At 51.9% G+C, this 20,560-nt stretch carries 14 protein-coding genes; 7 read left to right on the top strand and 7 right to left on the bottom strand.

Annotated features, from left to right (window positions below; all coding sequences use genetic code 11):
* Window positions 1-144 precede the first annotated feature (144 nt).
* The 3 genes from AAF564_10555 to AAF564_10545 all read left to right on the top strand — a co-directional run bounded on the left by AAF564_10555 (window position 145) and on the right by AAF564_10545 (window position 3,896).
* A complete protein-coding gene (locus tag AAF564_10555; GenBank protein MEM8485981.1) occupies window positions 145-1,278 on the top strand; it encodes an efflux RND transporter periplasmic adaptor subunit in 1,134 nt (377 codons plus the stop codon).
* An 88-nt stretch (window positions 1,279-1,366) separates the two neighbouring features.
* Entirely contained in the window at window positions 1,367-2,596 is a 1,230-nt protein-coding gene (locus AAF564_10550; GenBank protein ID MEM8485980.1) for an ABC transporter permease, read from the top strand.
* A gap of 55 nt (window positions 2,597-2,651) precedes the next feature.
* Window positions 2,652-3,896 carry an ABC transporter permease gene (locus AAF564_10545; protein MEM8485979.1) on the top strand — a complete coding sequence of 415 codons (1,245 nt, stop codon included), beginning with the start codon at window positions 2,652-2,654 and terminating at the stop codon, window positions 3,894-3,896.
* Window positions 3,897-4,021: 125 nt separating this feature from the next.
* On the opposite strand, the gene AAF564_10540 is transcribed toward AAF564_10545, so the two are convergent.
* The 4 genes from AAF564_10540 to AAF564_10525 all read right to left on the bottom strand — a co-directional run bounded on the left by AAF564_10540 (window position 4,022) and on the right by AAF564_10525 (window position 7,941).
* Complete coding sequence (locus AAF564_10540) at window positions 4,022-4,219, bottom strand: hypothetical protein (protein ID MEM8485978.1); 198 nt, start codon at window positions 4,217-4,219, stop codon at window positions 4,022-4,024.
* 455 nt (window positions 4,220-4,674) lie between these two features.
* A complete protein-coding gene (locus AAF564_10535) occupies window positions 4,675-5,922 on the bottom strand; it encodes a hypothetical protein (protein MEM8485977.1) in 1,248 nt (415 codons plus the stop codon).
* Between the two features lie 226 nt (window positions 5,923-6,148).
* Window positions 6,149-6,613: a RidA family protein gene (locus AAF564_10530; GenBank protein ID MEM8485976.1), complete on the bottom strand. Its 465-nt coding sequence runs from the start codon at window positions 6,611-6,613 to the stop codon at window positions 6,149-6,151.
* A 44-nt stretch (window positions 6,614-6,657) separates the two neighbouring features.
* Complete coding sequence (locus AAF564_10525) at window positions 6,658-7,941, bottom strand: aminotransferase class V-fold PLP-dependent enzyme (GenBank protein MEM8485975.1); 1,284 nt, start codon at window positions 7,939-7,941, stop codon at window positions 6,658-6,660.
* A 176-nt stretch (window positions 7,942-8,117) separates the two neighbouring features.
* On the opposite strand from AAF564_10525, the gene AAF564_10520 reads away from it, so the two are divergent.
* From AAF564_10520 to AAF564_10510, 3 genes are all read left to right on the top strand, one after another.
* Window positions 8,118-9,845, top strand: a complete 1,728-nt coding sequence (locus AAF564_10520; GenBank protein ID MEM8485974.1) for a histidine kinase — start codon at window positions 8,118-8,120, stop codon at window positions 9,843-9,845.
* 23 nt (window positions 9,846-9,868) lie between these two features.
* Entirely contained in the window at window positions 9,869-10,567 is a 699-nt protein-coding gene (locus tag AAF564_10515; GenBank protein MEM8485973.1) for a LytTR family DNA-binding domain-containing protein, read from the top strand.
* Between the two features lie 157 nt (window positions 10,568-10,724).
* On the top strand, window positions 10,725-12,602 hold the full coding sequence (locus tag AAF564_10510) for a serine hydrolase (GenBank protein MEM8485972.1): 1,878 nt from the start codon (window positions 10,725-10,727) through the stop codon (window positions 12,600-12,602).
* 155 nt (window positions 12,603-12,757) lie between these two features.
* Here AAF564_10510 and AAF564_10505 read toward each other — a convergent pair whose 3' ends face one another.
* The 3 genes from AAF564_10505 to AAF564_10495 form a co-directional block, all read right to left on the bottom strand.
* Window positions 12,758-13,543, bottom strand: coding sequence for a hypothetical protein (locus AAF564_10505; GenBank protein ID MEM8485971.1), 786 nt, complete (start codon window positions 13,541-13,543; stop codon window positions 12,758-12,760).
* A gap of 457 nt (window positions 13,544-14,000) precedes the next feature.
* Window positions 14,001-14,891, bottom strand: coding sequence for a helix-turn-helix domain-containing protein (locus tag AAF564_10500; protein MEM8485970.1), 891 nt, complete (start codon window positions 14,889-14,891; stop codon window positions 14,001-14,003).
* A gap of 12 nt (window positions 14,892-14,903) precedes the next feature.
* Window positions 14,904-19,052 carry a choice-of-anchor D domain-containing protein gene (locus AAF564_10495; GenBank protein MEM8485969.1) on the bottom strand — a complete coding sequence of 1,383 codons (4,149 nt, stop codon included), beginning with the start codon at window positions 19,050-19,052 and terminating at the stop codon, window positions 14,904-14,906.
* Window positions 19,053-19,313: 261 nt separating this feature from the next.
* On the opposite strand from AAF564_10495, the gene AAF564_10490 reads away from it, so the two are divergent.
* Window positions 19,314-20,492 carry a hypothetical protein gene (locus tag AAF564_10490; GenBank protein MEM8485968.1) on the top strand — a complete coding sequence of 393 codons (1,179 nt, stop codon included), beginning with the start codon at window positions 19,314-19,316 and terminating at the stop codon, window positions 20,490-20,492.
* The last annotated feature ends 68 nt before the right edge of the window (window positions 20,493-20,560 follow it).

Below are 20,560 nucleotides of genomic sequence, written 5' to 3'. Positions count from 1 at the left end.
GAGGTAGATCCAGGGCTGCTAAAAACATAGCACTACAGCGTAACACTTTTTCTGCAGCAGCCGTATAGGCTTCAAAACTGATACAAAAAGCCCGCTCTCTGAACCCCGGAGCGCGCTATCACCCCAACCTCCACCGAGATCAGTATGAAGCGTACAGGCAAAATTGTACTTACCCTGCTTGTTGTTGGTGCCATCGCGGCCGCATCTGTTTATGCTTACAACAATAACAACAAGGACGGCGAAGAAGAAATTCCCCACATCACCGTTGAGCGCGGTGATATCGTAGACAAAGCGCTGGCTGTTGGCACCATTGAGCCACGGGTAGAAGTCAGCGTAAAATCTCAATTCTCAGGTGTTGCCAAGCGCCAGTTTGCTGATGTAGGTGACTTTGTCCGCGCCGGCGACCCGCTGCTCGAAATCAGGCCAACGCCGACCCCCAAAGAGCTCGTTGACGCAGAGCGGCAAATTGAATTACGCGAGCTTGAAGTGCGCAACCTGAAAATGGAATATGACCGCCAGAAAGCCCTGCACGACAAGCAACTCATTTCCAACCAGGATTATGAGCGCGCCGCGCGGAGCTACGACGAAGCCAAGTTGCAGGTTCAGATGGCACAGGAAGCTCTTGAGCTCTTGAAAAAGGGACAGGTATCAACAGAAAAAGGTGTATTCGAATCTGTTGTTCGGGCGCCTGTGAGCGGGTTTATTCTCGACAAAATGGTTGAAATCGGTGACAACATTGTCCCGCTGACCTCCTTCCAGGAGGGTACGGTATTGATGACCATGGCAAACATGGACGACCTGATCTTCCGGGGCACCGTAGACGAAATTGACGTAGGCCGGCTGGAGGAAGGCATGAATACCGACATCAAGGTAGGCGCCCTGCCAAGCGCAACAGTCGCCGGCATTCTTGCTAAAATTTGGCTCAAAGCTGAAAAAGAAGACAATTCAACGGTATTCCCGGTTGAGCTTGAAATCCTGAGCGCTACAGAAAAGGACCTGCTCATGCCAGAAGGGAATCCGAAAGAAGTGATTCTCCGCGCTGGCTACTCAGCCAACGCAGAAATCATTATCGAGAAACGCGAGCAGGTATTGTTGATTCCAGAACGCGTGATCGACTTTGCCAACGATACGGCACGGGTGAATATCCTGCTGGCTGACAATTCCCTCGAAGAACGCATTATTGAAACCGGATTGAGCGATGCCATCAGCATCGAAGTGCTGTCCGGGCTCGAAGAAGGTGTACGTGTCCGTGAGAAGCCACCAAAAGTAATTGAGTAGCGAAGAACAAGCGCCAAGTGGCTTGCCCGGGGCGCTCCCCATCTTTTAAACCCAATTGGCATTCGGCACGCGAAAATCAGCATTCGACATGCGTCTATTCACCACCCTTTCCCAGTTCTTTCAGGATCTTAGATCCCAGAAGCTTAGAACAGCACTCACCATCCTCGGGATTACCTGGGGTACGGTGGCTGTTGTTGTTTTGCTCGCTTTTGGGGTTGGCCTGGAAAAACAGTCCAAGAAAAACATGCACGGCATGGGAGACGGCATCGTCGTTGTCTTTGGCGGTCGCACAACCATGCCTTACGAAGGCTTCCCGGACGGACGGCGAATTAATCTTCGTGAAGAAGATGTCCCCGTACTGGATTCAGAGATTCCTGAAATTTATCAGATTAGTCCGGAGTACCTGAACTACACCACCATTCGCAAAGGGCGGTCAGCCACGTCGCCGGCTGTCACCGGTATCTACCCGGTGTATGCGGATATGCGAAACATCATAGCTGAACCCGGCGGTCGGTTTATAAACGAAATCGACATGCAGAAGCGCCGGCGTGTGGTGATGCTGGGAAATGAAATCAAAAACCTGCTCTTTGGCGATTCAACTGCCGTTGGACAACAGGTTATGATCGGAGAAACGCCGTTTACGGTCATTGGGCAAATGCAGCCCAAAACCCAGAACTCTTCGTACAATTCGCGCGACAGCGACCGTGTGTTTATCCCCGCGAGCACTTACCGCACCATGTTTGGCGATCGGTACATCAACAATATCATCTATCGCCCCAGCGATCCGGATATGACGGCGCAGGTTGAACGGCGGCTAATGGAAGTAATGGGCCGGCGCAACAGATTCAATCCGGATGATGACGATGCCCTCGGAGTGTGGGACACGAACGAAGCGGACGTATTCCTGAAAAACTTCTTCCTCGGGTTCAACATTTTCATGGGCATCATCGGCAGCTTTACCCTCACCGTAGGTGGTATTGGGGTTGCCAACATCATGTACGTGGTTGTCCGTGAACGCACCAAAGAAATTGGGATCAAACGGTCGGTTGGCGCAACAAGCCGTGATATCCTTTTCCAGTTTTTCCTGGAGACTTTTCTGATTGTGGGTATGGGAGCAGCGCTTGGCTTTATGCTGGCCATGCTGCTGATCAAAGGGATCTCGTTCCTGCCCATTGAGGACTTTGTGGGTATTCCACAACTTTCACCGCTTGTTGCCCTGGTTACCATGACATTGCTCGCGTTTATTGCGTTACTCGCCGGCTTCTTCCCGGCACGCAAAGCAGCCCAACTGGATCCGGTAGAATGCCTGCGGACCTAAACAAACTGTAAAATTCCCAGAAACCTTAACCGGTAACCCATAACACCCCTATCCCATGTGGAAGATCTTACTGCAAGAATTCTGGAATGACCTGCGCACGCAGAAAACACGCGCGTTCCTGACCATCTTTGCCATCACCTGGGGCACCATTTCTGTGGTTTTGCTGCTTGCCTTTGGCGAAGGATTGGGTAAAACGATGCAAGATGGCCTGCTTAATGCCGGCGACAAAATCTTTCAGGTATACGGAGGAGAAACCAGCCTACCCTATGAAGGCCTCGACAAAGGCAGAAACATCCGTTTACGCAGGGACGACCTGGCACTTGTACAGAAAACCATTCCCGGCATCGATATGGGCAGCGTCTCTTATGGTCGATGGGGAGTATCGCTGCAGGTGGGTAAAAACAAAACCACTGCCTATATGGAAGGCGTGAGCCCGGCATTCGAAGAAATGCGGCGCATGTTTCCTGCCGCTGGCGGACGCTTCCTTAACATGAAGGATGAAGCACAGAAGCGTCGCGTCCTGTTTCTTGGTGACGAAATTGCCGGCCGGCTCTTTGGCGACCAGGAGCCTGTAGGCGGACAAGTGTTGCTCGACGGGCTCCCATTCACTGTGATTGGCATTATGCAGCCCAAGCTGCAAACGAGCATGAACAATGGCCCTGACGCCAACCGCGCCATTATTCCATCACAGACTTTTGAAACGATTTACGGTTACCGGTACATCAACCACATGGTGATCCGTCCGAGTAACGTTGATGTTGCGCCGGCTGTAAAAGAAGAGTTGTATCGCGTACTCGGTCGACGGCACAAATTTGATGCAAGCGATGAACGCGCACTGGGTATCTGGGACTTTATCGAAAATGAAAAGGAAGGGGCCAAGGTGTTTCTCGGGATCCAGATCTTCCTCGGCGTAGTGGGTGGCCTGACGCTACTCCTTGCGGGCGTTGGCGTGGCCAACATCATGTACGTGACAGTAAAAGAGCGCACGAGAGAGTTTGGTGTCAAACTGGCTCTCGGCGCTCGTAAATATCATATCAAGTTGCAGGTCATCTTCGAGTCGCTGCTGATTGCGCTATCAGGTGGCGCTATTGGATTGCTCTTTTCCTATGCCGTGGTCACTGCTATACAAAGCATTCCCAACAAGGAAGGTGCGCTCCAATTCCTGGCCAACCCTGAAATTTCCACCCCAATTGCCATGACCACGGTGGCCATCTTATCAGTAATTGGATTACTCGCCGGCTTCTTCCCGGCACGCAAAGCTGCAAACGTCGATCCTGTTGAGTCGCTGCGTTATGAGTAGCTAGGTTTTGCCTGAAAAATCAACAGCTAACGGAGACAAAGCCGGATCCTGAGCGAAGGCGAAATGCCTGTTGTGGGCCTTGATTCAGGAATCAGTCTTACAAAGTTGTTTTCAGACACAGCCCTTTATACAGAAAGGTTCTGTGCGGTGCGGTAGAGCTCAAAGTAGAGCGCTGCTTTGCGCTTGTGCTCCTCTGCTACAGCTTCCCGCTCTGCCTCAGGCATCAGGAACAGCCGGCGACGAGATGCTTCAAGGTAGTCGCGGTCCAATCCTTCCAATTCGGTGAGGCCTTCTTTGAGAGATTTTGTGTAAATATCCTGCATTGAATTTTATCTATCTAATCTGGTTGGGGGTACCATCATTTAACGAAATCAAGATACCGATGCTAAAGCGTCTGCCGTAAATCCTATGCCACACTTATGGCCGGATTTTAGGTGCAACCAGAATCCACCAAAATGAACAAATGGAATGCGCTTCACATCGCATCCCATTAGTAGATATCGACTCCTGCACTGATGTAATTAGCGCTACCATTTCAGATTTTATGCGCCATGTTTACATTTTTAAATCAAATCCAATGTAAACAAGTACTTACACCTTGCCCTAACACATGAAAAACAGAACTTTTTAGCAAGCCCTGATAAACGGAAATAAGCATTGCAGAAATATGACGATTCCGCGTCGAATTCGCCCAAATAATGCGGCTTTTCTTAACACACAAGGAATGGGCGGCTTTGCACGCTTTCTGGCAATCAGAAATGGGGTATCAGCTAAATTATTAAAGCGCCGGCGGCTTTTTGGATATGAGTTCAGATTTGGTGGCAAGAGAATCTTGCCCTCCACCGGAGCCTACATCAAGTGAATCAGCTGAATTGACAGCTGCCCGTGCAAGGTCTGGGGCTTGCCAGGGAACTTCAATCCGATCTTTGGTGAAGCTAACCAACACATCTGCCCGATCGGGCTGTTCTGGACGAAAACGGTTCTCCTCAAGCGTGATTGTCAGGTCATGGCCATACCAGGTGGCGCGACGAAACGGCCCTTTTGTGGTATGTAGTGTATCGGAATAGGCGTGCCGGCCAAGCTTGCGCTCCATAACCCGCAGCATGTCCATAAAGCCAACGGTCTGGCCCTGGGTGTTGTCAAAACGAACTTCAAGCGTTCGCAAGCTGTCGCTCCCTCCCACAAAATTGAGGTTAACGAAAGCCATTTTGACGCCAAAGAAACTCTCCCCTTCTACTTCGAAGAATGGCTTTACATACGAATAGTCAATTTCCCCAAACGAGCCACCCCGCACATGGGTCTCTTCGCCCCGATATCGATATTTCCAGCGCGCACGGGGTGCTATTTCATCCAGATTTACCTGCCCAACAGTCTTCAGTTCACTAACGCCGGTATTTGTGCCACGCTGCGCGCGGGTTGTAAGGTATTGAATCTGCTGGCGGCGTAAACGCAGGTCTTTGTCGTAAACTAGCAGCTCAGCAAATCCGTCGCCCATACCAAGTTCAAGTCCAACACTATCCGCTTCCCAGTGCAAAGTATTTACGTGTACCAGTGTTTGACCTGAAATGTAAGTCGTGTCTACACGGGACTGTGGGGTACCATAATGAAAGATGAGGCTGTCTTCCAGCGCAGCTTGTTCATTGTGATCGGCCCCTACCTGCAATAAGAAAGCATAGATAGATTCGTCGATGACGCCAGCATAAACTTTAGCCACTGGCGTTCCGAAAACGGTGGAGGGCCCCTGTTGCTCAAACAGTTGTTGATCAGCAAACCGACTGCCAAAAGCCTCAAATTCGACCACATCAAATGCCGTGGCACGGCCTTCAGCCTGTTCTAACACACGGGTGTACAACGATGGCCCGAGGCTATAGCCACGAAAGCCGTAGTCCTGATCCAGCTTCCAAACTTTGGGGTCTGGTTCCAGGCAAGCGCTGCTCAATAAGGCAGTACTCAGCACAATGATGCCAAGTAGCAAACCAGAAGCAGCGCGCATAAAAGAAGGTTTACACAACACAGTATTGTGCATGATTACAGAAGGGTTAACAGGAGTTCTACATCAGTTTAGTGCACACAGACGCAGGAGACGCAAATCCAGCAGCGAGGGCGGCCGGCATAGTTAAATGCTCATCACCTTCTTTTTTTATCCGTCGTCGCATTTATTTTTACACGCGACAGCCAGTTGTCCGCTACATTGTGGACAAAAAGATCGATGATGTACTGCAACCCGTTGGAGAGAAGCGGTAACGGGGCAATCACTGCGCCTTAACGGCAGTCATCATAATTTCAACCCGCGCATCCAGTGGCAACCGGGCAACTTGCACAGCTGCGCGTCCCGGAGGCATGGTAGCAAAGTATGAGCCATATACTTCATTCATGACTGCATAATCATTCAGATCTGCAAGAAATACCTGGGCTTGAACCACATCAGCCATAGAAAAGCCGGCTGCACCCAGCACAGCATCCAGATTTGACATTGCCTGCCGGGTTTCGGCTTCTATACCTCCTTCCACGATCTTACGGGATTCAGGATCCAGTCCGATTTGGCCGGCAAGAAATAACATGTTGCCAACCCGAATTGCCTGGGAGTAAGGCCCAACAGCTGGTGGAGCTGCCTCAGTTGAAATTACAGTGCGGGTCGCTTCAGGGACAGGTGTTTCACAGGCCACGAGGCCGGCGGCTGCAAAACAGAGCAGGCACGCCATCATCATTTTTTTCATGTGTATTGTCTTGGGGTGGGTAGCGTACAAATAAGGCATACAGCTCAGGCCGGCAAGCCGTGTTTTATCACATGCGTCATGGCATCAACAAACCGATCAAGCTCTTCCAATGTGGTGTACAGGTTAGGCGTAACGCGTAACCCTTCAAAGTCTTCATGCAGAATAGGCACTACAATTATGCGGTGCGCATCCCACAGATGGTCTTTTAGTTTTTTCGTATCGACTCCATCAATCTGCACGTTGCCGATGGCGCAGGAGTAGGCGGGATTCAAACTTGTATTCAATCTAATACGATCATGTGAAAGCAGCTTTTCTGCCCAGTAATGGGTGAGGTACCGCAATCGTTCTTCCTTGCGTTTGGCGCCAATCCCCTGGTGGAAGGTGAGGGCATCAGCAATCGCGATGTAATTCGCTGCAGGGTGGGTACCAATTTCCTCAAACTTTCTGATGTCGCTATCCAGCCGCTCGGGTGCAGCCATAAGCGGCCACAAATCTTTAATTTTCTCTTTTCGAACATACAACAAACCGGTACCATGGGGCGCGAGTAGCCACTTGTGTAAACTCGAACCGTAGTAGTCACAATCGAGGTCTTCGTGTTTGAAGGTGAAGTGCGCATACGCATGGGCACCATCAACAATTACGGGGATTCCCCTTTTTCGGGCCATCTGCACAACCTGCTTGACCGGCATAATTTGCCCCGTGATGTTTACAATGTGGCACATCAGGATCATTCTGGTCCGCGGCGTGATGTTTTGCTCAAAGAGTCGGACAATCTCATCTGGGTTTTCAGCCGGCACAGGCAAGGGAAACTGGACAAGCTTGATACCATTTCGGCGTTCACGTTGCTTGAACGTGTTAATCATCCGGCCATAATCGTGGGTGGTGGTGAGCACTTCATCTCCCGGCTGCAAGTCAATGCCAAGCTGGCAAATTTGCAAACTCTCAGACGCATTTCGCGTCAGAGCAATTTCCTCGGTATCACATCCAAAATCTCTCGCAACACGCTGCCGTACGCCTTCACGTTGCGGTTCCAAAATTTCCCACATCGTGTACACCGGCGCAAGGTTTGAGAAATCCAGGTACCGTTTCATAGCATCCTGTACAATGGCCGGCGCCGGCGATACCCCGCCATTATTCAGGTTAACCAGGCTCTTATCCACCGTAAAGGCCTCCTGCACGGTGCGCCAATACGCTTCATCGCGGGCAATTTCTGTAGGCGTACCCGTATGCTGGGCAAGCATTTCCAGTGTATTAGGGATTGCAGCAGGATTCAAGGTTGCGGCAACAGGTACAAAGGCAGTATTCAAAAACTGGCGGCGCGTCTTCATGTTGGTACGGGGAAAGATGGGTAAAAGGCCGGCAACAGCTGTACGGCAATTTGCAACAACCTGCTGCATACCCCTGCCGTATCAGATCCATACGTACATACAATATACCATTTGCCTGCAATGTTGAAAATCCGGCTGTGATGGCGATTGGATCTTGCGCGTGATAGATTATGGACATGTCCCGTTTCCGTGCCCCACAAAGTATACACACCCTCAGGCAATTCCTGTCGGGAAGCATCTGCTATATAATTCTGATGCTGCTCATTTCTGGCTGTACAGAAACGCCGGCACTTGTTGTAGAAACCACGCAATACAGGATAGATGACACCGCTGTGTGGCCTGAAAACAACGGTGATGATACCACGTGGTCCACAGCTCCAGTATTATCGCTACCGGATACGGCGGCAGTGATGTGGCTGCGGTTTAATGTTGAAGTGCCGGCCTATCAAACACTGGGCATCAAAGCAACCGGCCTTGCAGCTCGTGAGGTGTACTGGGATGGCGTTTTGATTGGCGAGGCAGGCAAAGTGGGGCACAACGTACAAACAGAACGGGCCGGCCCCATCGATGCGTATTTCAGGGTACCTGACACCCTTGCTACGCCGGGCGGTCACCAGGTTACTCTCCGAATATCAAGCTTCAGGCGCCCACAGCAGACATCGGGTTTACGCATGCAGTTTGTTTTGGGTGATTTTATGCAGCTCACGACCGCTCCGTTCAAAGCGGTAGGTATTCCGCTGCTTTTCCTTGGTGGCTTTGTACTTGTTGCGCTTTACTATGGCGCACTCTTCATCGCTGATCAGCAGCGCCTTCCCTATCTCATGACAGCAGCTTTGTGCCTTGCCGTCGCCCTCCTTCTGGCAACTGAGAGTTGGCGCAATGCCCTGGGCTACATGTATTCCTTGCATGGCCTGCGCCTCAGCCTGGTAGAATTGTTCACGGGACTTACGGGCGTGTTACTTGCCGGCACTTTTGCGGTCCAGTTCAGCATCCCCAGGATCCGCTTCATCGTGTTTACACTCGCAGTAGCGATAACATTGGCGCTTATACTCATTAAAGATCATGAAACCGCCACATATGCTGCATTTGCAATGGCACTTTTTGTAGCGCTAGGCATTACCGGCTGGGCTATACAGCACCGTCAACCCGGTGCCCGACTCGCTTGCGGCGGCGTCTTTATCTGCCTGATTGTACTATTTCTCTCAGGCCATTCATTTATGGATCTGGCTTTTTTTCCGGCTTTTAGTGTCCTGGTCGCCGGCCTGCTTACCTCGCTTGGCTTGCAAACCCGCGCCGACCGGAAACGACATGAAATGGCACGGGCTACAGCAGCCCGACTGGAGGGTGAACTCCTAAAAAAGCATCTGCAGCCACATTTTTTGATGAATACACTGACGTCGATAATCGAGCTCGTAGAAACGAGCCCGGCTACTGCCGTGAAAGCAATTGAGGCGCTGGCAGCAGAGTTGCGTTCGCTTGGCGAAGTATCGGGACAGCATACGATTCCAATGCGCCAGGAGTTGGCCCTGTGCCGCGCCCATCTGGAGGTCATGGGCTACCGACGCGCTGTTGTTTTTGAGCTCGACACAACGGGAGTCGCCGAACAGCATCCTATTCCACCGGCCGTCATTCATACCCTGATCGAAAATGCCATAACACACAATGCATACCTGGCCGGCACAATTACCTTTACGCTCAGAGAGACGGTAGATGATGGCATGCGTACGCTGGAACTGCGAACACCGCTTGTAAATCCAGACCCTCAAGTAAAGCAAGAAGGCGGCGGTTTACGGTACGTTCGCGCCAGGCTGGAAGAAGTAGCATCTGCGCAATACACGCTGTCCTCAGGCATCGAATCGACCGAATGGGTAACCCGCATGCAGCTACCAGTCAATTTACCATAGCAATTTTCCATAGCACATTACCTATGCGCATATTCATTGTAGAAGATGAACCAGTCATTGCACAACGCCTCGAACGACTGTTACGTGCGGAGGCACCTGATGGCAGGCTAGACATAGACCGATATGCCACCTTTGAAGCAGCGCAGCACGCACTTGCGGAGGACAAGGTAGACGTTGTCTTCCTCGATTTGAATTTGAATGGCAAAGATGGGTTTGACCTGGTAAAAAACGCTGTATCAGGTGCTTTTCATACGGTGGTTGTATCTGCACACACGGAACGCGCCATTGAGGCTTTTGAGATAGGTGTGCTCGATTTTGTAGGCAAGCCGTTTAACGCGGCGCGTATCCGAAATACCCTCGATCGCATCAATGGCGCTCGCGCCAGCCATCCAGCAGCAACCCTTGCCGTTCGATCGGCCGGCCGCGTGGATCTGGTCCCTGTTGCAGAGCTTGCTTATGTCAGAGCTGCAGGATCTTATGCAGAACTGATCCTGCGCAACGGCACCGTACACATCCATAGCAAATCACTTGAAAAACTGCTTTCGATATTGCCTGCATCCTTTGAGCGCATTCACCGGTCCTACCTGGTGAGGCTTGATAACATCGCCCAGGTACGCGTTCGCGAAGGCAGCAGGTACACGGCCGTACTCACAACGGGCGAAAAACTACCCATCGGACGTACCCGGGTAGAGGCTGTAAAGCGCCGGCTTGGCAACGCATAAACCTATTCCTGAGCTATTCACAGCTCCCTTGAGCCGTTCACAAAATTGCGTGCATCCAGCGCATCATCCCCTCGTCAATGGGAAAGAGCAACACAATTTACCTCATTAGCAACCAGTACCCGCCTTCTTGCTCGCTGGATTGCACAACCCGTTCTGTATGATGCGTTATTTATCGATATTACTCGCGCTGCTCCTCGCAGCCTGCACAGGTTTGCCTCAAGCTGAGCCGGTGCCAGACACCACGTTCTCAGCTGAACAATTAGAAGCTACCATAGACCAGATTGTAGCGGAGGAAATGACAGCAACCCACTTGCCTGGTGTCGCCATAGTTATAGTAAAAGAAGGCAAAACGGTGATCAAACGCGGCTACGGTGTTGCGGATGTATCTACCGGCCGCCCTGTAGATACAGAAAAGACACTATTCCGCATCGGCTCCGTCACCAAAGCCCTCACTGGTTTTGGCGTTTCACGGCTGATTGATACGGGACGGCTTTCGTATGAGGCCGACGTGGCGCAATACTTCGATGGCATTCCGAACCTGAATGGCGGCGCAGATCCTGTGACCATATGGAATTTGCTTACGCATACCGGTGGCTTTGACCAGCCTGGCCTCGACCGGCATATCTGGTCCCTTGATCAATCGCTCGATAACCGTAAAGCCATGCGCCCCAGCCTCAGCACTTTTCTGGAGAACAACCTGCGCAGGATTACGCCGCCGGGGCAGATCTTTCGGTATGACACCTATGGGATCACCCTTGCTGGAGAAATACTTGGTCGGGTTACCAACAAATCTTACGCGGATGCCATGCACCAGGAGCTGTTTGCGCCGGCCGGTATGGAAAACAGTTTTGTCGAAGCAGACAAAGCGCACCTGCCAGACGTAGCGCTCGGCTACGGTTGGATTGACAGCGCCTACGTGGCACAACCGTACGAGGTTTATGTAACCACACCCGCCTCCTCTATCGACGCTACGCCCGCCGATATGGCGTTGCTCCTCGAAGCCCTCACCGGTGATGGTGTCAATTCGCATGGCCGGGTCTTCAGTAAAGCGATGGCTGATGCAATCCTTTCCCCACAGTACAAGCCTCATCCTCGCTTCACTGGCGTCACCCACAACCTGTGGGAATCGCCAAGCGTAGATCCACCCGATGGTCCCGCAGTCCGCTCGGTTGGTCACGGAGGAAGCATGCTGGGCTTCTGGACGCTGATGGACATCTTTGTTGACAAAAAAGTAGCCGTCTTTATGGTCACCAACCGCAACTTCGAAGCCGGCGGTGGCCCCGTGAACCTCGGCTCACGCATCAGCCAGGCTGTGCTCAAAGCCCTGTATCCAGAATCACCAACCTATCCGATTTCAGCCCCCGTCCCTTTGGGCAATCGCAATCTGGAAGCTTATGTGGGTGATTACGCTGCGGGGACCTTCTGCCAATCCTGTTCGCAAGCCGAATTGGCAAGAGGTGCATGGATGCTGCATTACAACCGGGTCGTTACCTTGGCTGAAGAAGGCCTGGAAATCGATGAGGAGATCTTTTTACCCTCTGCAGACGAAGATGTGTTTATACGGCAAGACCGCAAACAGGAAGTCTTTTTTGGGCGAGACGCTGAAGGACAGGTATCGTTTTTCATGACCAGCGATGGCCCCGCAACCGTTGAGCGCGTGCCGGCACTTACGTCGTTGCGGGAAGGTATAGAAACGGCCTACGCAATGGTTCAGGCGGACAGTCTCACTGCAGCAAAAGGGGCTTTGGATACCGGCTTGCTTGCTGCTGTTGAGGGCGGCTTGCACCACGAAGGCAGTATCAATGCCATCGGTTACCACTACCTGCAAAACGACAACCTGCCGTTAGCGCTGCTTTTTTTTCAATTCAACGTCGAGCAGTTTCCTACCTCGTGGAATGTGCATGATAGCCTGGGCGAAGCACTCGCGCTCGCAGGTCGGTTGCCAGAAGCGATCACGGCGTACAAACGCGCATTAACGCTCAACCCTCAAAGTGAAGGCAGCGAGGCTGCGCTGCGCCGGCTTCAAAATCAGTAGCTGGCAACGGATGCTGTAGCGCATTGAAAGAGACTTTCTGACAGCAGGCTCCTAACCGATCGTACGAAAATACGATAACACCCAAAAGCGGCATCCCTGTCGAAGGGATGCCGCTTTTTAAGCTATATCAATTCAGCGGTTAGCATTTGCCGTACTTAAAATTTACCGTTGTCATTTTTCCACTGATCGCGCGGCGGGATTTCTTCCACGGTATCCCAGTGCTCAACAATTAAACCGTCTGCGAGGCGAAACAGGTCGTAGAATGCAACCTCTTTGCCGAGAAACGAGCCTTCCGAGCCGGTAAGCACAAAGTTGCCTTCTCCAAGGATAAAGTGATTCTTTGTATAAACCATTGGGGTGCCGGCTTTTGCCATAGCTTCCAAAGCTTCCCCCAATGCTGCCAGACCATCACCCACAGCCGGGTTGTGCTGGTAATACGTTTCGGTAGACACGTATTCCGTGATTTTTTCCGGAGCAGCGCCCATCAACACATCCGCCATAAAGCCTTTGATGCGTGCTTTGTTTGCAGCTGTTTTATCTACGTCTTCAATGGCAACAGGTCCATCGGTCTGGCTTCTTCCTGAAACCGTCTCAGTTGCTGTTTCCTGCAGGTTATCCCAATGCTCTACAATCAGACCGTCTTCAAATCTGAACACGTCAAACCCTACCTTCGGACCAAAGAAATCATACTCGGTGTGAGTGAAGACAAAATCACCGTCTTCGAAAGCACGAACGACTTTTGCTTTGAATCCTCCTGGCGGTTGGTTTTGCAGGACGGCACCGAAGCCTTCCAGTCCATCTGCAACGGCGAGGTTGTGCTGGATGTACGTCGTGGGGTTGATGTAGCCGGCAGGTTCTTGCGCACCTGTTTCCAGGCTCTCCAGCAGCGCAACTGCTTTATCTTTGTTTGTCATGGTATCTATGGGAGTTTCTTTAGACATGCTCTGGCATCCAGCAAGGCAGAATACCAGGAGCAGCATCAGGTGTGGTACACGCATTATTATGTACTTTTATTGCGATTAGAACAGCTATAAATTTCACAACCTGGCCCACAAAGAGAAAGATAAGATCGAATCAAAAACAGTAGAAATGGGAAAATCGACTTTTGTTATCACTTTAACCCATAGCGTCTTGCGAATAATGCGCCACATGCACTTTTAGGCCTGGCAAACAACCAAACACGATCCCTTAACCGTCATACCCAACTTGATACTGTCTCTATATCACAATTAACATCATCCGTCCGAAAGGGACACTGTGCCCGTTTTTCCCTCCACATCATGCCGGGCTTGATCCGGTATCCAGAGAATGATTGGGGAAATTAGCCCTTTTAAAGATGACTGGATCCTGAATCAGGATGACAGCCCTCTTATTTGTGATATATAGACAGAACTTCATTCAGGGATGGCGGGGTGCCCCCTTTCTTCTGAAGAACGAAGGTGTTGTACCATCAACGCGCTTGAAAAACTTGTTCAGGTTAGATGGGTCTTCAAAGCCAAGCTGATAGGCAATTTCTTTGATGGAGAGATCGGTGTGGACCAGCATACGCTTGATCTCCAGCAGTAACCGCTGGTCGATGACTTCTTTAGGTGAGCGGTGGAGGTGTTTTCGGGTGAGGTTGCCGAGCGTCTTTTTTGAGAAACCGAGGGCATCAGCATACATCTGGGCAGTCCAGTGTCTTACAAAATGCTGTTGTAGTAAATCACGGAAAGCGATCAATCGCGGCGAGGCTTCAGCCTGTTGCAAGGAAGAACTCAACTGTGCCCGGCGCAGCCGCTCTGCTTTGAGCAAAATCAGCCCCAGTTCGCGCAACATAATGGGGGTTTGCTCGGGAGAGTCTATACCTTGTGTATATTCATCGGTCAGACGCTCGATGTGTGGTAACATGGTCTTCGCATTGCGCAAAAAGTAGGCTTGCGTGGTAACGGGCTCAAAAAGAAGACGGCTCACAGAACCCGCCAGATCAAACAACGCACGGTGGATAAAGTCTTCGGTAATCAGAATGATATACCCGTTAAGCGCCAGGGCCGGGTCAAACTGCTGGATCTGATTTTTGCTGATCACCGCCAATGTGTGTGGTGCAACATCAAACTTGTGGAAGTCAACCGTATGTGTCCCATGGCCGGCGTCTACGTAGAGTAACATGTAGAAACCAATGCTGTGTGGTGCGGTGATCTGATGGTTCAGGTTTGCTTGCCGCCGATAGAGGTCGGCAAATGTAAGCACTTCGATGCCTCCATCGCGTCCTTTTGAATGCCTGAAAGGCAGCTTGATCAGGGAATCAGACATGGTATGGATAGGTTACCGGTCAGCACCTATGCGGACCAGCTTCTGCACAGCAGATACGCCGGCATCACCCTTGAGCCGGCAAAAATACACGCCACTTGCCAGCGAGAGGGACTGCAACGCTACCGCGTAGGCACCCGGCGCTTGCTGTTCATCAACCAGTGTGGCAACGTGCCGGCCCAACATATCATAGACCTCAAGCAAAATGTGCTGGGCTTGTGTCACCTCGTATGGGATGGTTGTCTGTGAGACAAATGGATTCGGGTAATTGGGGTACAGCACAACGGCATCATCAACCATGAACACATCTTCCGTTGCCACAATCGACACCTGGCCGGTAAGCGATAATAAATACGCGGAGCCGGCTGCAATACCATTCCCGTTGTTGTCATTCTGCGCACCAACCACTGCGTGCCCGCCCTGCAATGCCACGGCAAGCCCGAATGCATCATCTCCCCCTTCATCTTGTGGGTCGATGCGCGTTTGAAGCAGCCAGTTGCTGCCGCTACGTTCAAACAAATATGCGGCACCACGCCCATTGTCAAATCCCTGACCACCTACCAGTACATACACGCCGCTGATGGCAACTGCACCGCCAAGTCCATCTCCCGGCACACTTTCAGCGAGTTCGATGGTCAGTTCTTCTGTTTCAGCCCACACGCCTGCTGTGCGGCGGTATATGTAAGCAGCGCCGCGGTCTCCCTTTCGCTGCTCAGAACCAACTATAATGTAGTTTTCATCAACCGCGACAGCACTTCCAAGCGCTTGCCCCGATTCAGCGTTTGAAGCAGACAACCGTGCAGCCTGGTTCCACGCTGCACCATTTTGCTCATACACATACACTGCCCCACTCTGGAAGAGTCCTGCGTTGGGTGCACCAGCGACCAGCGTAGTTTGCTGCAGATCTAGACCGACACCGAAAAAGTCGCCGGCAATACCATCTGATGCTGTTACCTTGGCCTGCTGCAACCATGCGGCTCCCGAACGCTGAAATACATAAACCCCGCCGGCATCTTCGCCACGAACATTGTTGTCAAGCGGTGCACCAACACCGATCAAGTCACCGTCAATAGCGACCTGTCCACCAAATGCATCTCCCCCTTCCCCATCACCAGCAATGAGGCGCGCCTGCTCACTCCACGTTTCGCTACCTTTCAAAAAGACATACGCTGCGCCGGCATCGGTCCCCCGTTCGTTGTCATCCCCAGACGCCCCTACAACGATGTAGGCACCAGAAATAGCAACGCTAACCCCAAACTGGTCGCCGGGCTGGCTATCTGACGCTGACAATTCTGTTTGCTGCGTCCAGTTCTCTCCTTCCCGGAAATACACATACGCAGCACCAGGTGCCCCGGTATCTCCCTTTGCACCAACCACGGCATAATCTCCATCAATAGCCACGGCTGCACCAAATGCAGGCTGCACCAGCCGGCTCGAGGCCAGCAAGCGGGCCCGTTCTTCCCAACCGGCGCCTTCACGCAAATAAATGTATACTACGCCGGCGCGGACACCATTTACGTTGTTGTCTTCCGGTGCGCCCGTAATGATGTCAAATCCGGTAAACGCCAGCGCTGTCCCAAATTTATCGCCGGCGTCTCCATCAGATGCTGTGACAATGTTGGTCTGAAACCAGGTGTCTCCTGAACGAGAAAACAGGTACATTGCCCCTTGCTGGTTGTTAGCGCCCGCAGCACCAACTGCAATTTCGCCTCCGGCAATGTCTACCGCCCGACCAAACTCATACCCGCTTGCCCCATCTGACGCAGCCAGCTTGACGCGCTCCACCCAGTCAGTGCCAACTTTTTCAAAGACATAAACAGCGCCTTCATCAATCGAAGACTGGTTGTCATGTATTGGTGCGCCAACCACGGCAATATCGCCCTCAATCGCAACGGTGGTTCCAAAGCCATCGCTCAAGCCGGCCTGAGAGGCTGAGAGCCGGCCGCTTTCCTGCCAAATGGAGCCATTCTGGCTATACACATAGGCGGTACCTTCACCAAAGAATCCCCCATTGGCGGCACCAATTAATACATCCGTACCCTGCACCGCAACGGCGCTACCAAACCGGTCGCCCTGCTGTCCGTCTGATGCGGTGAGCTTGAATTGCTGTTGCCAGGTGCCCCCCTCCAAATTATAAATGTAGGCTGCCCCGGCACCTGAACCTCGAATGTTATCATCTTGCCAGGCCCCTACCACGGCATGCGTACCTTCGATGGAAACAGATTGTCCAAAACGGTCTCCGGCTTCCCGATCCGTGGCGATAAGCTTGGCCTGTTGAATCCAGGCCGACCCGCTTTTTACAAAAATGTATGCTGCGCCGGCTTCGTTATCATCGCTCCAGGCCCCTACAATGGCGTGGGTGCTGCTGATATCCACCGCACTGCCAAACCGGTCGCCCGCCTCCCCATCGAGTGATGAAATCCTCAGCTCTTGCACCCAGGTATCACCTGATCTTTTGTAGATGTAAGCTGCCCCCGGCTCTGTGTCACGCTGGCCTTCCGCGCCAACAATGGCATAATCTCCCAGAACAGATACGGTACTGCCAAAATAAGACTCCACATCCCCACGGAAAGCAATCACCTTGGCAATCCCCGGCTGTAGTCCGTCCGTACCACTACCCGTCAGCGCAACTTCGTGTGGACTCGAGGGGCTGTTACTTTCGATACGTAGTGTTGCCATTTTGTCTCCCGGGCTCACGGGAGAAAAGGAGAGCGTTGTTGTAATACTCGCCAGTGGGGCGAGCAATACGCTATTGCTTCCCTGGGTGACCGTAAAGTTGCTGGCACCCGCGCCCTCTACTGCCATCCCGAGTACGTTGAGATCGGCGGTACCGATATTGGTGATTGTAAAAGAAACTGCCTCACTTTCTCCAACCGACAGGGCCGAAAAATCGATCTGCGATCTGCTGCTCAACAGCGAGGGCACACCCGATCCGCCAATCGGGAAAATGTATGCTGCGCCGGCATCCTGGCCAACCTCATTGTCATCCCAGCGTGCACCAACCATAACTTGCTCATTGCTAACGGCAACGGCATTGCCAAACTGGTCGCCCACATCGCCATCACCAGCCAGCAGGCGTGCTTCGGATTCCCAGGCCCCATTCCGCTCCACAAAAACGTAGGCGGCACCAGACTTTCTGCCCTGGTTGTTCAGGTCCCAGCGTGCCCCAGCAATGGCATATGTACCATCAATCGCCACAGAAAACCCAAAAGCATCTCCAGCTTCCGCATTTAATGCACCCAGTTTTGCTTGCTGTGTCCAGGTAGTGCCATCAAACTGAAAAACATATGCCGCACCAGCATTCTCAATACCGTCTACATCTTCTTCGGGTGCGCCAATAAGCAGTTGGTCACCGGTGATGGCAACGGCTTTACCAAAAATACCGTCTAACCCTGGCGATGCAGCAATCAATTCCTGTTGCTGTATCCACCGGACACCATTAAAGGCCAGCGCATAAGCGGCGCCGGCGTCAGTAATTCCGCCACCATCGCGGGTAGCTGCCCCAACAATGGCCGCTTCTGCTTCGATAGCAACGGCACCACCAAAAGCATCACCCGGCATCCCGTCGGCAATTGTTACGCGGTTCACAAACAGCCAGTCTCCCCCTGCGCGGTGATAAACATAAGCCCCGCCACGTCCTTCATTGACCCCAATAGCCCCAACCAGCAAACGATCTCCACTTGAAGCAACTGCTCCTCCAAAGCGATCATCAAAAGCACCATCTCCGGCAACAATTTTTTCACGCTGTGTCCAGGTCTCGCCGGATCGCTCATAAATGTAGACGGCGCCGGCGAATGCGCCGTTGACATTGTCATCCCGATGTGCACCCACAAACGCAACGTCACCATTGATTGCTACAGCAATGCCAAACTGGTCTCCGGTCTCGCCATCCGATGCAAGCAGCAACGCTTGTTCTTCCCACACCGCGCCCACCCGGTGAAATATTCTGGCAGCGCCGGCGTCCCTCCCTCGGGCATTGTCATCGAGCCAACTCCCCACAATGGCATAGTCCCCATCGATATCGACAGCTTCGCCAAAGTAATCAAAATCAGCCCCTTCAGATGCCAGTAATTTTACGCTTACCTGGGCCAAGAGCGGGGCAACGGGAAAGGTTAGACCAATGCAAAGAAGTGCAGCGATGCGGCACCATGGCACTATACGCATAGCCAGGTGATGTATTTGAACGTGGAGGATCAGGTCGTAGAAGTGAAAACATACTGATTTCCAACAACGATTGTTCAGCAACTTTTAGCGTGCTGTCTATTGATCCTGTAGAAAATTGCAGTTAAGCCGGCGGAATGTGATCCGATTACCAAATTTAAGCTATCTCTTTATTAAACAAGCTTTTTATAACAGATTGTGAATCAATCGAAGATCCTGGACTGCATTACAAACTATTACCTGGAATCTTACCACTTTAATGGTATGCCACTGCCCAGTCTGGCAGATCAACTGGATGTTGAGTTGGGGGGACTTTTACCGTATATCAAGCCGATCGTAACCAACAAATCGGCCAGTGTTACATTTGGGGATGTACACCCCAATCCATTCATACGGGCGCTGCCAGATGAACCGGTAGGTACCCAGCTTGCAAAATTAGTACCTCAACGGTTGCAGCATGCCTGTATTTTCCCGTTACCGAAGTACCTCAAGCGTGTTGTGGAGCCTTCCCGGTACGCCCAGCAGCCCTTTTCGTTGAAGCTTGCCCTTGGCGCGCCACAGTACACCTTCGATTTTTTCGATCCTTATGTGCTGGAGCACTACATCCAAAATGAGCAATGCGAAATCCTGAATGATGTGCAAGGATCGCTCAATTTTGCGCAAACGCGCTTCAAATTCACCCGTGCCTCATTTGGCCCGTCGTACGGACACCAGTTCACCGACCTTATTGCATCGAACCTTGGCCATCTTTCCCAGTTGCCAGCTGAAGACCAGGCCCACTGGCATTCTATGTTGTTATCAGGTGCCGGCTCAATTCATCCGGATGTTGCCGGCCCCTTGCTCAACGGATCTTTCAGGGAAAAAATGTCGGTCTTCGAGGCGCTCCTTGCAGAAATGCGGGCAGTAAATGCCCTTTGTCCTGAGATCAGCAAACCTCCTTTGTTTGTATTCCATACGGTACCAGAGCATCAGGCAAGGCACTTTGGCTTTATTCCTGTCCCTAATACGCAAAATTTCGGCGCGTTTTTCCTGCACTACCAGATTTTGTTGTTGCAAAACATCAATCCGGCTTTTCTGCATTCAATACAGCAAGCAGGCTATCACCGGGTAACGCCGCGGAAACACAGGAAACTGCAGCGGCCCGCTAAAATGGCGTTGGAGTTTGTCAGCGAATGGCTCGTGCAGGCATTTGATGTAAAAGATGCCGGCCTTATTCCACGGCTCGCAAAAATAATAAAGTCGACCCGCAAAGAATTCAACGAACGGCAACTGAATGGTGGGGAGAACAAAACGGACCAGGCATACATGCACGTCCAACGCCGGCTGATGTGGTATGCCTACCAGGCAGTCAAATGGATTAGGGAAACCTTTGAACAGTACTTCAACAAGAAATACGAAGCGCTACATCCGCTTTTGCGGGAAGAAAAGGTTTGGGTTATCTGAGGAGTGAGGAGTGAGGAGTGAGGAGTGAGGAGTGAGGAGTGAAATTTATGGTTTGCTGGGTAGATGTG

It is taken from the genome of Bacteroidota bacterium (genome assembly GCA_039111535.1).
Taxonomy (GTDB): Bacteria; Bacteroidota; Rhodothermia; order Rhodothermales; family JAHQVL01; genus JBCCIM01.
The sequence above is the reverse complement of the archived record's forward strand: the minus strand, read 5'-3'. Positions and strand labels throughout refer to the sequence as shown.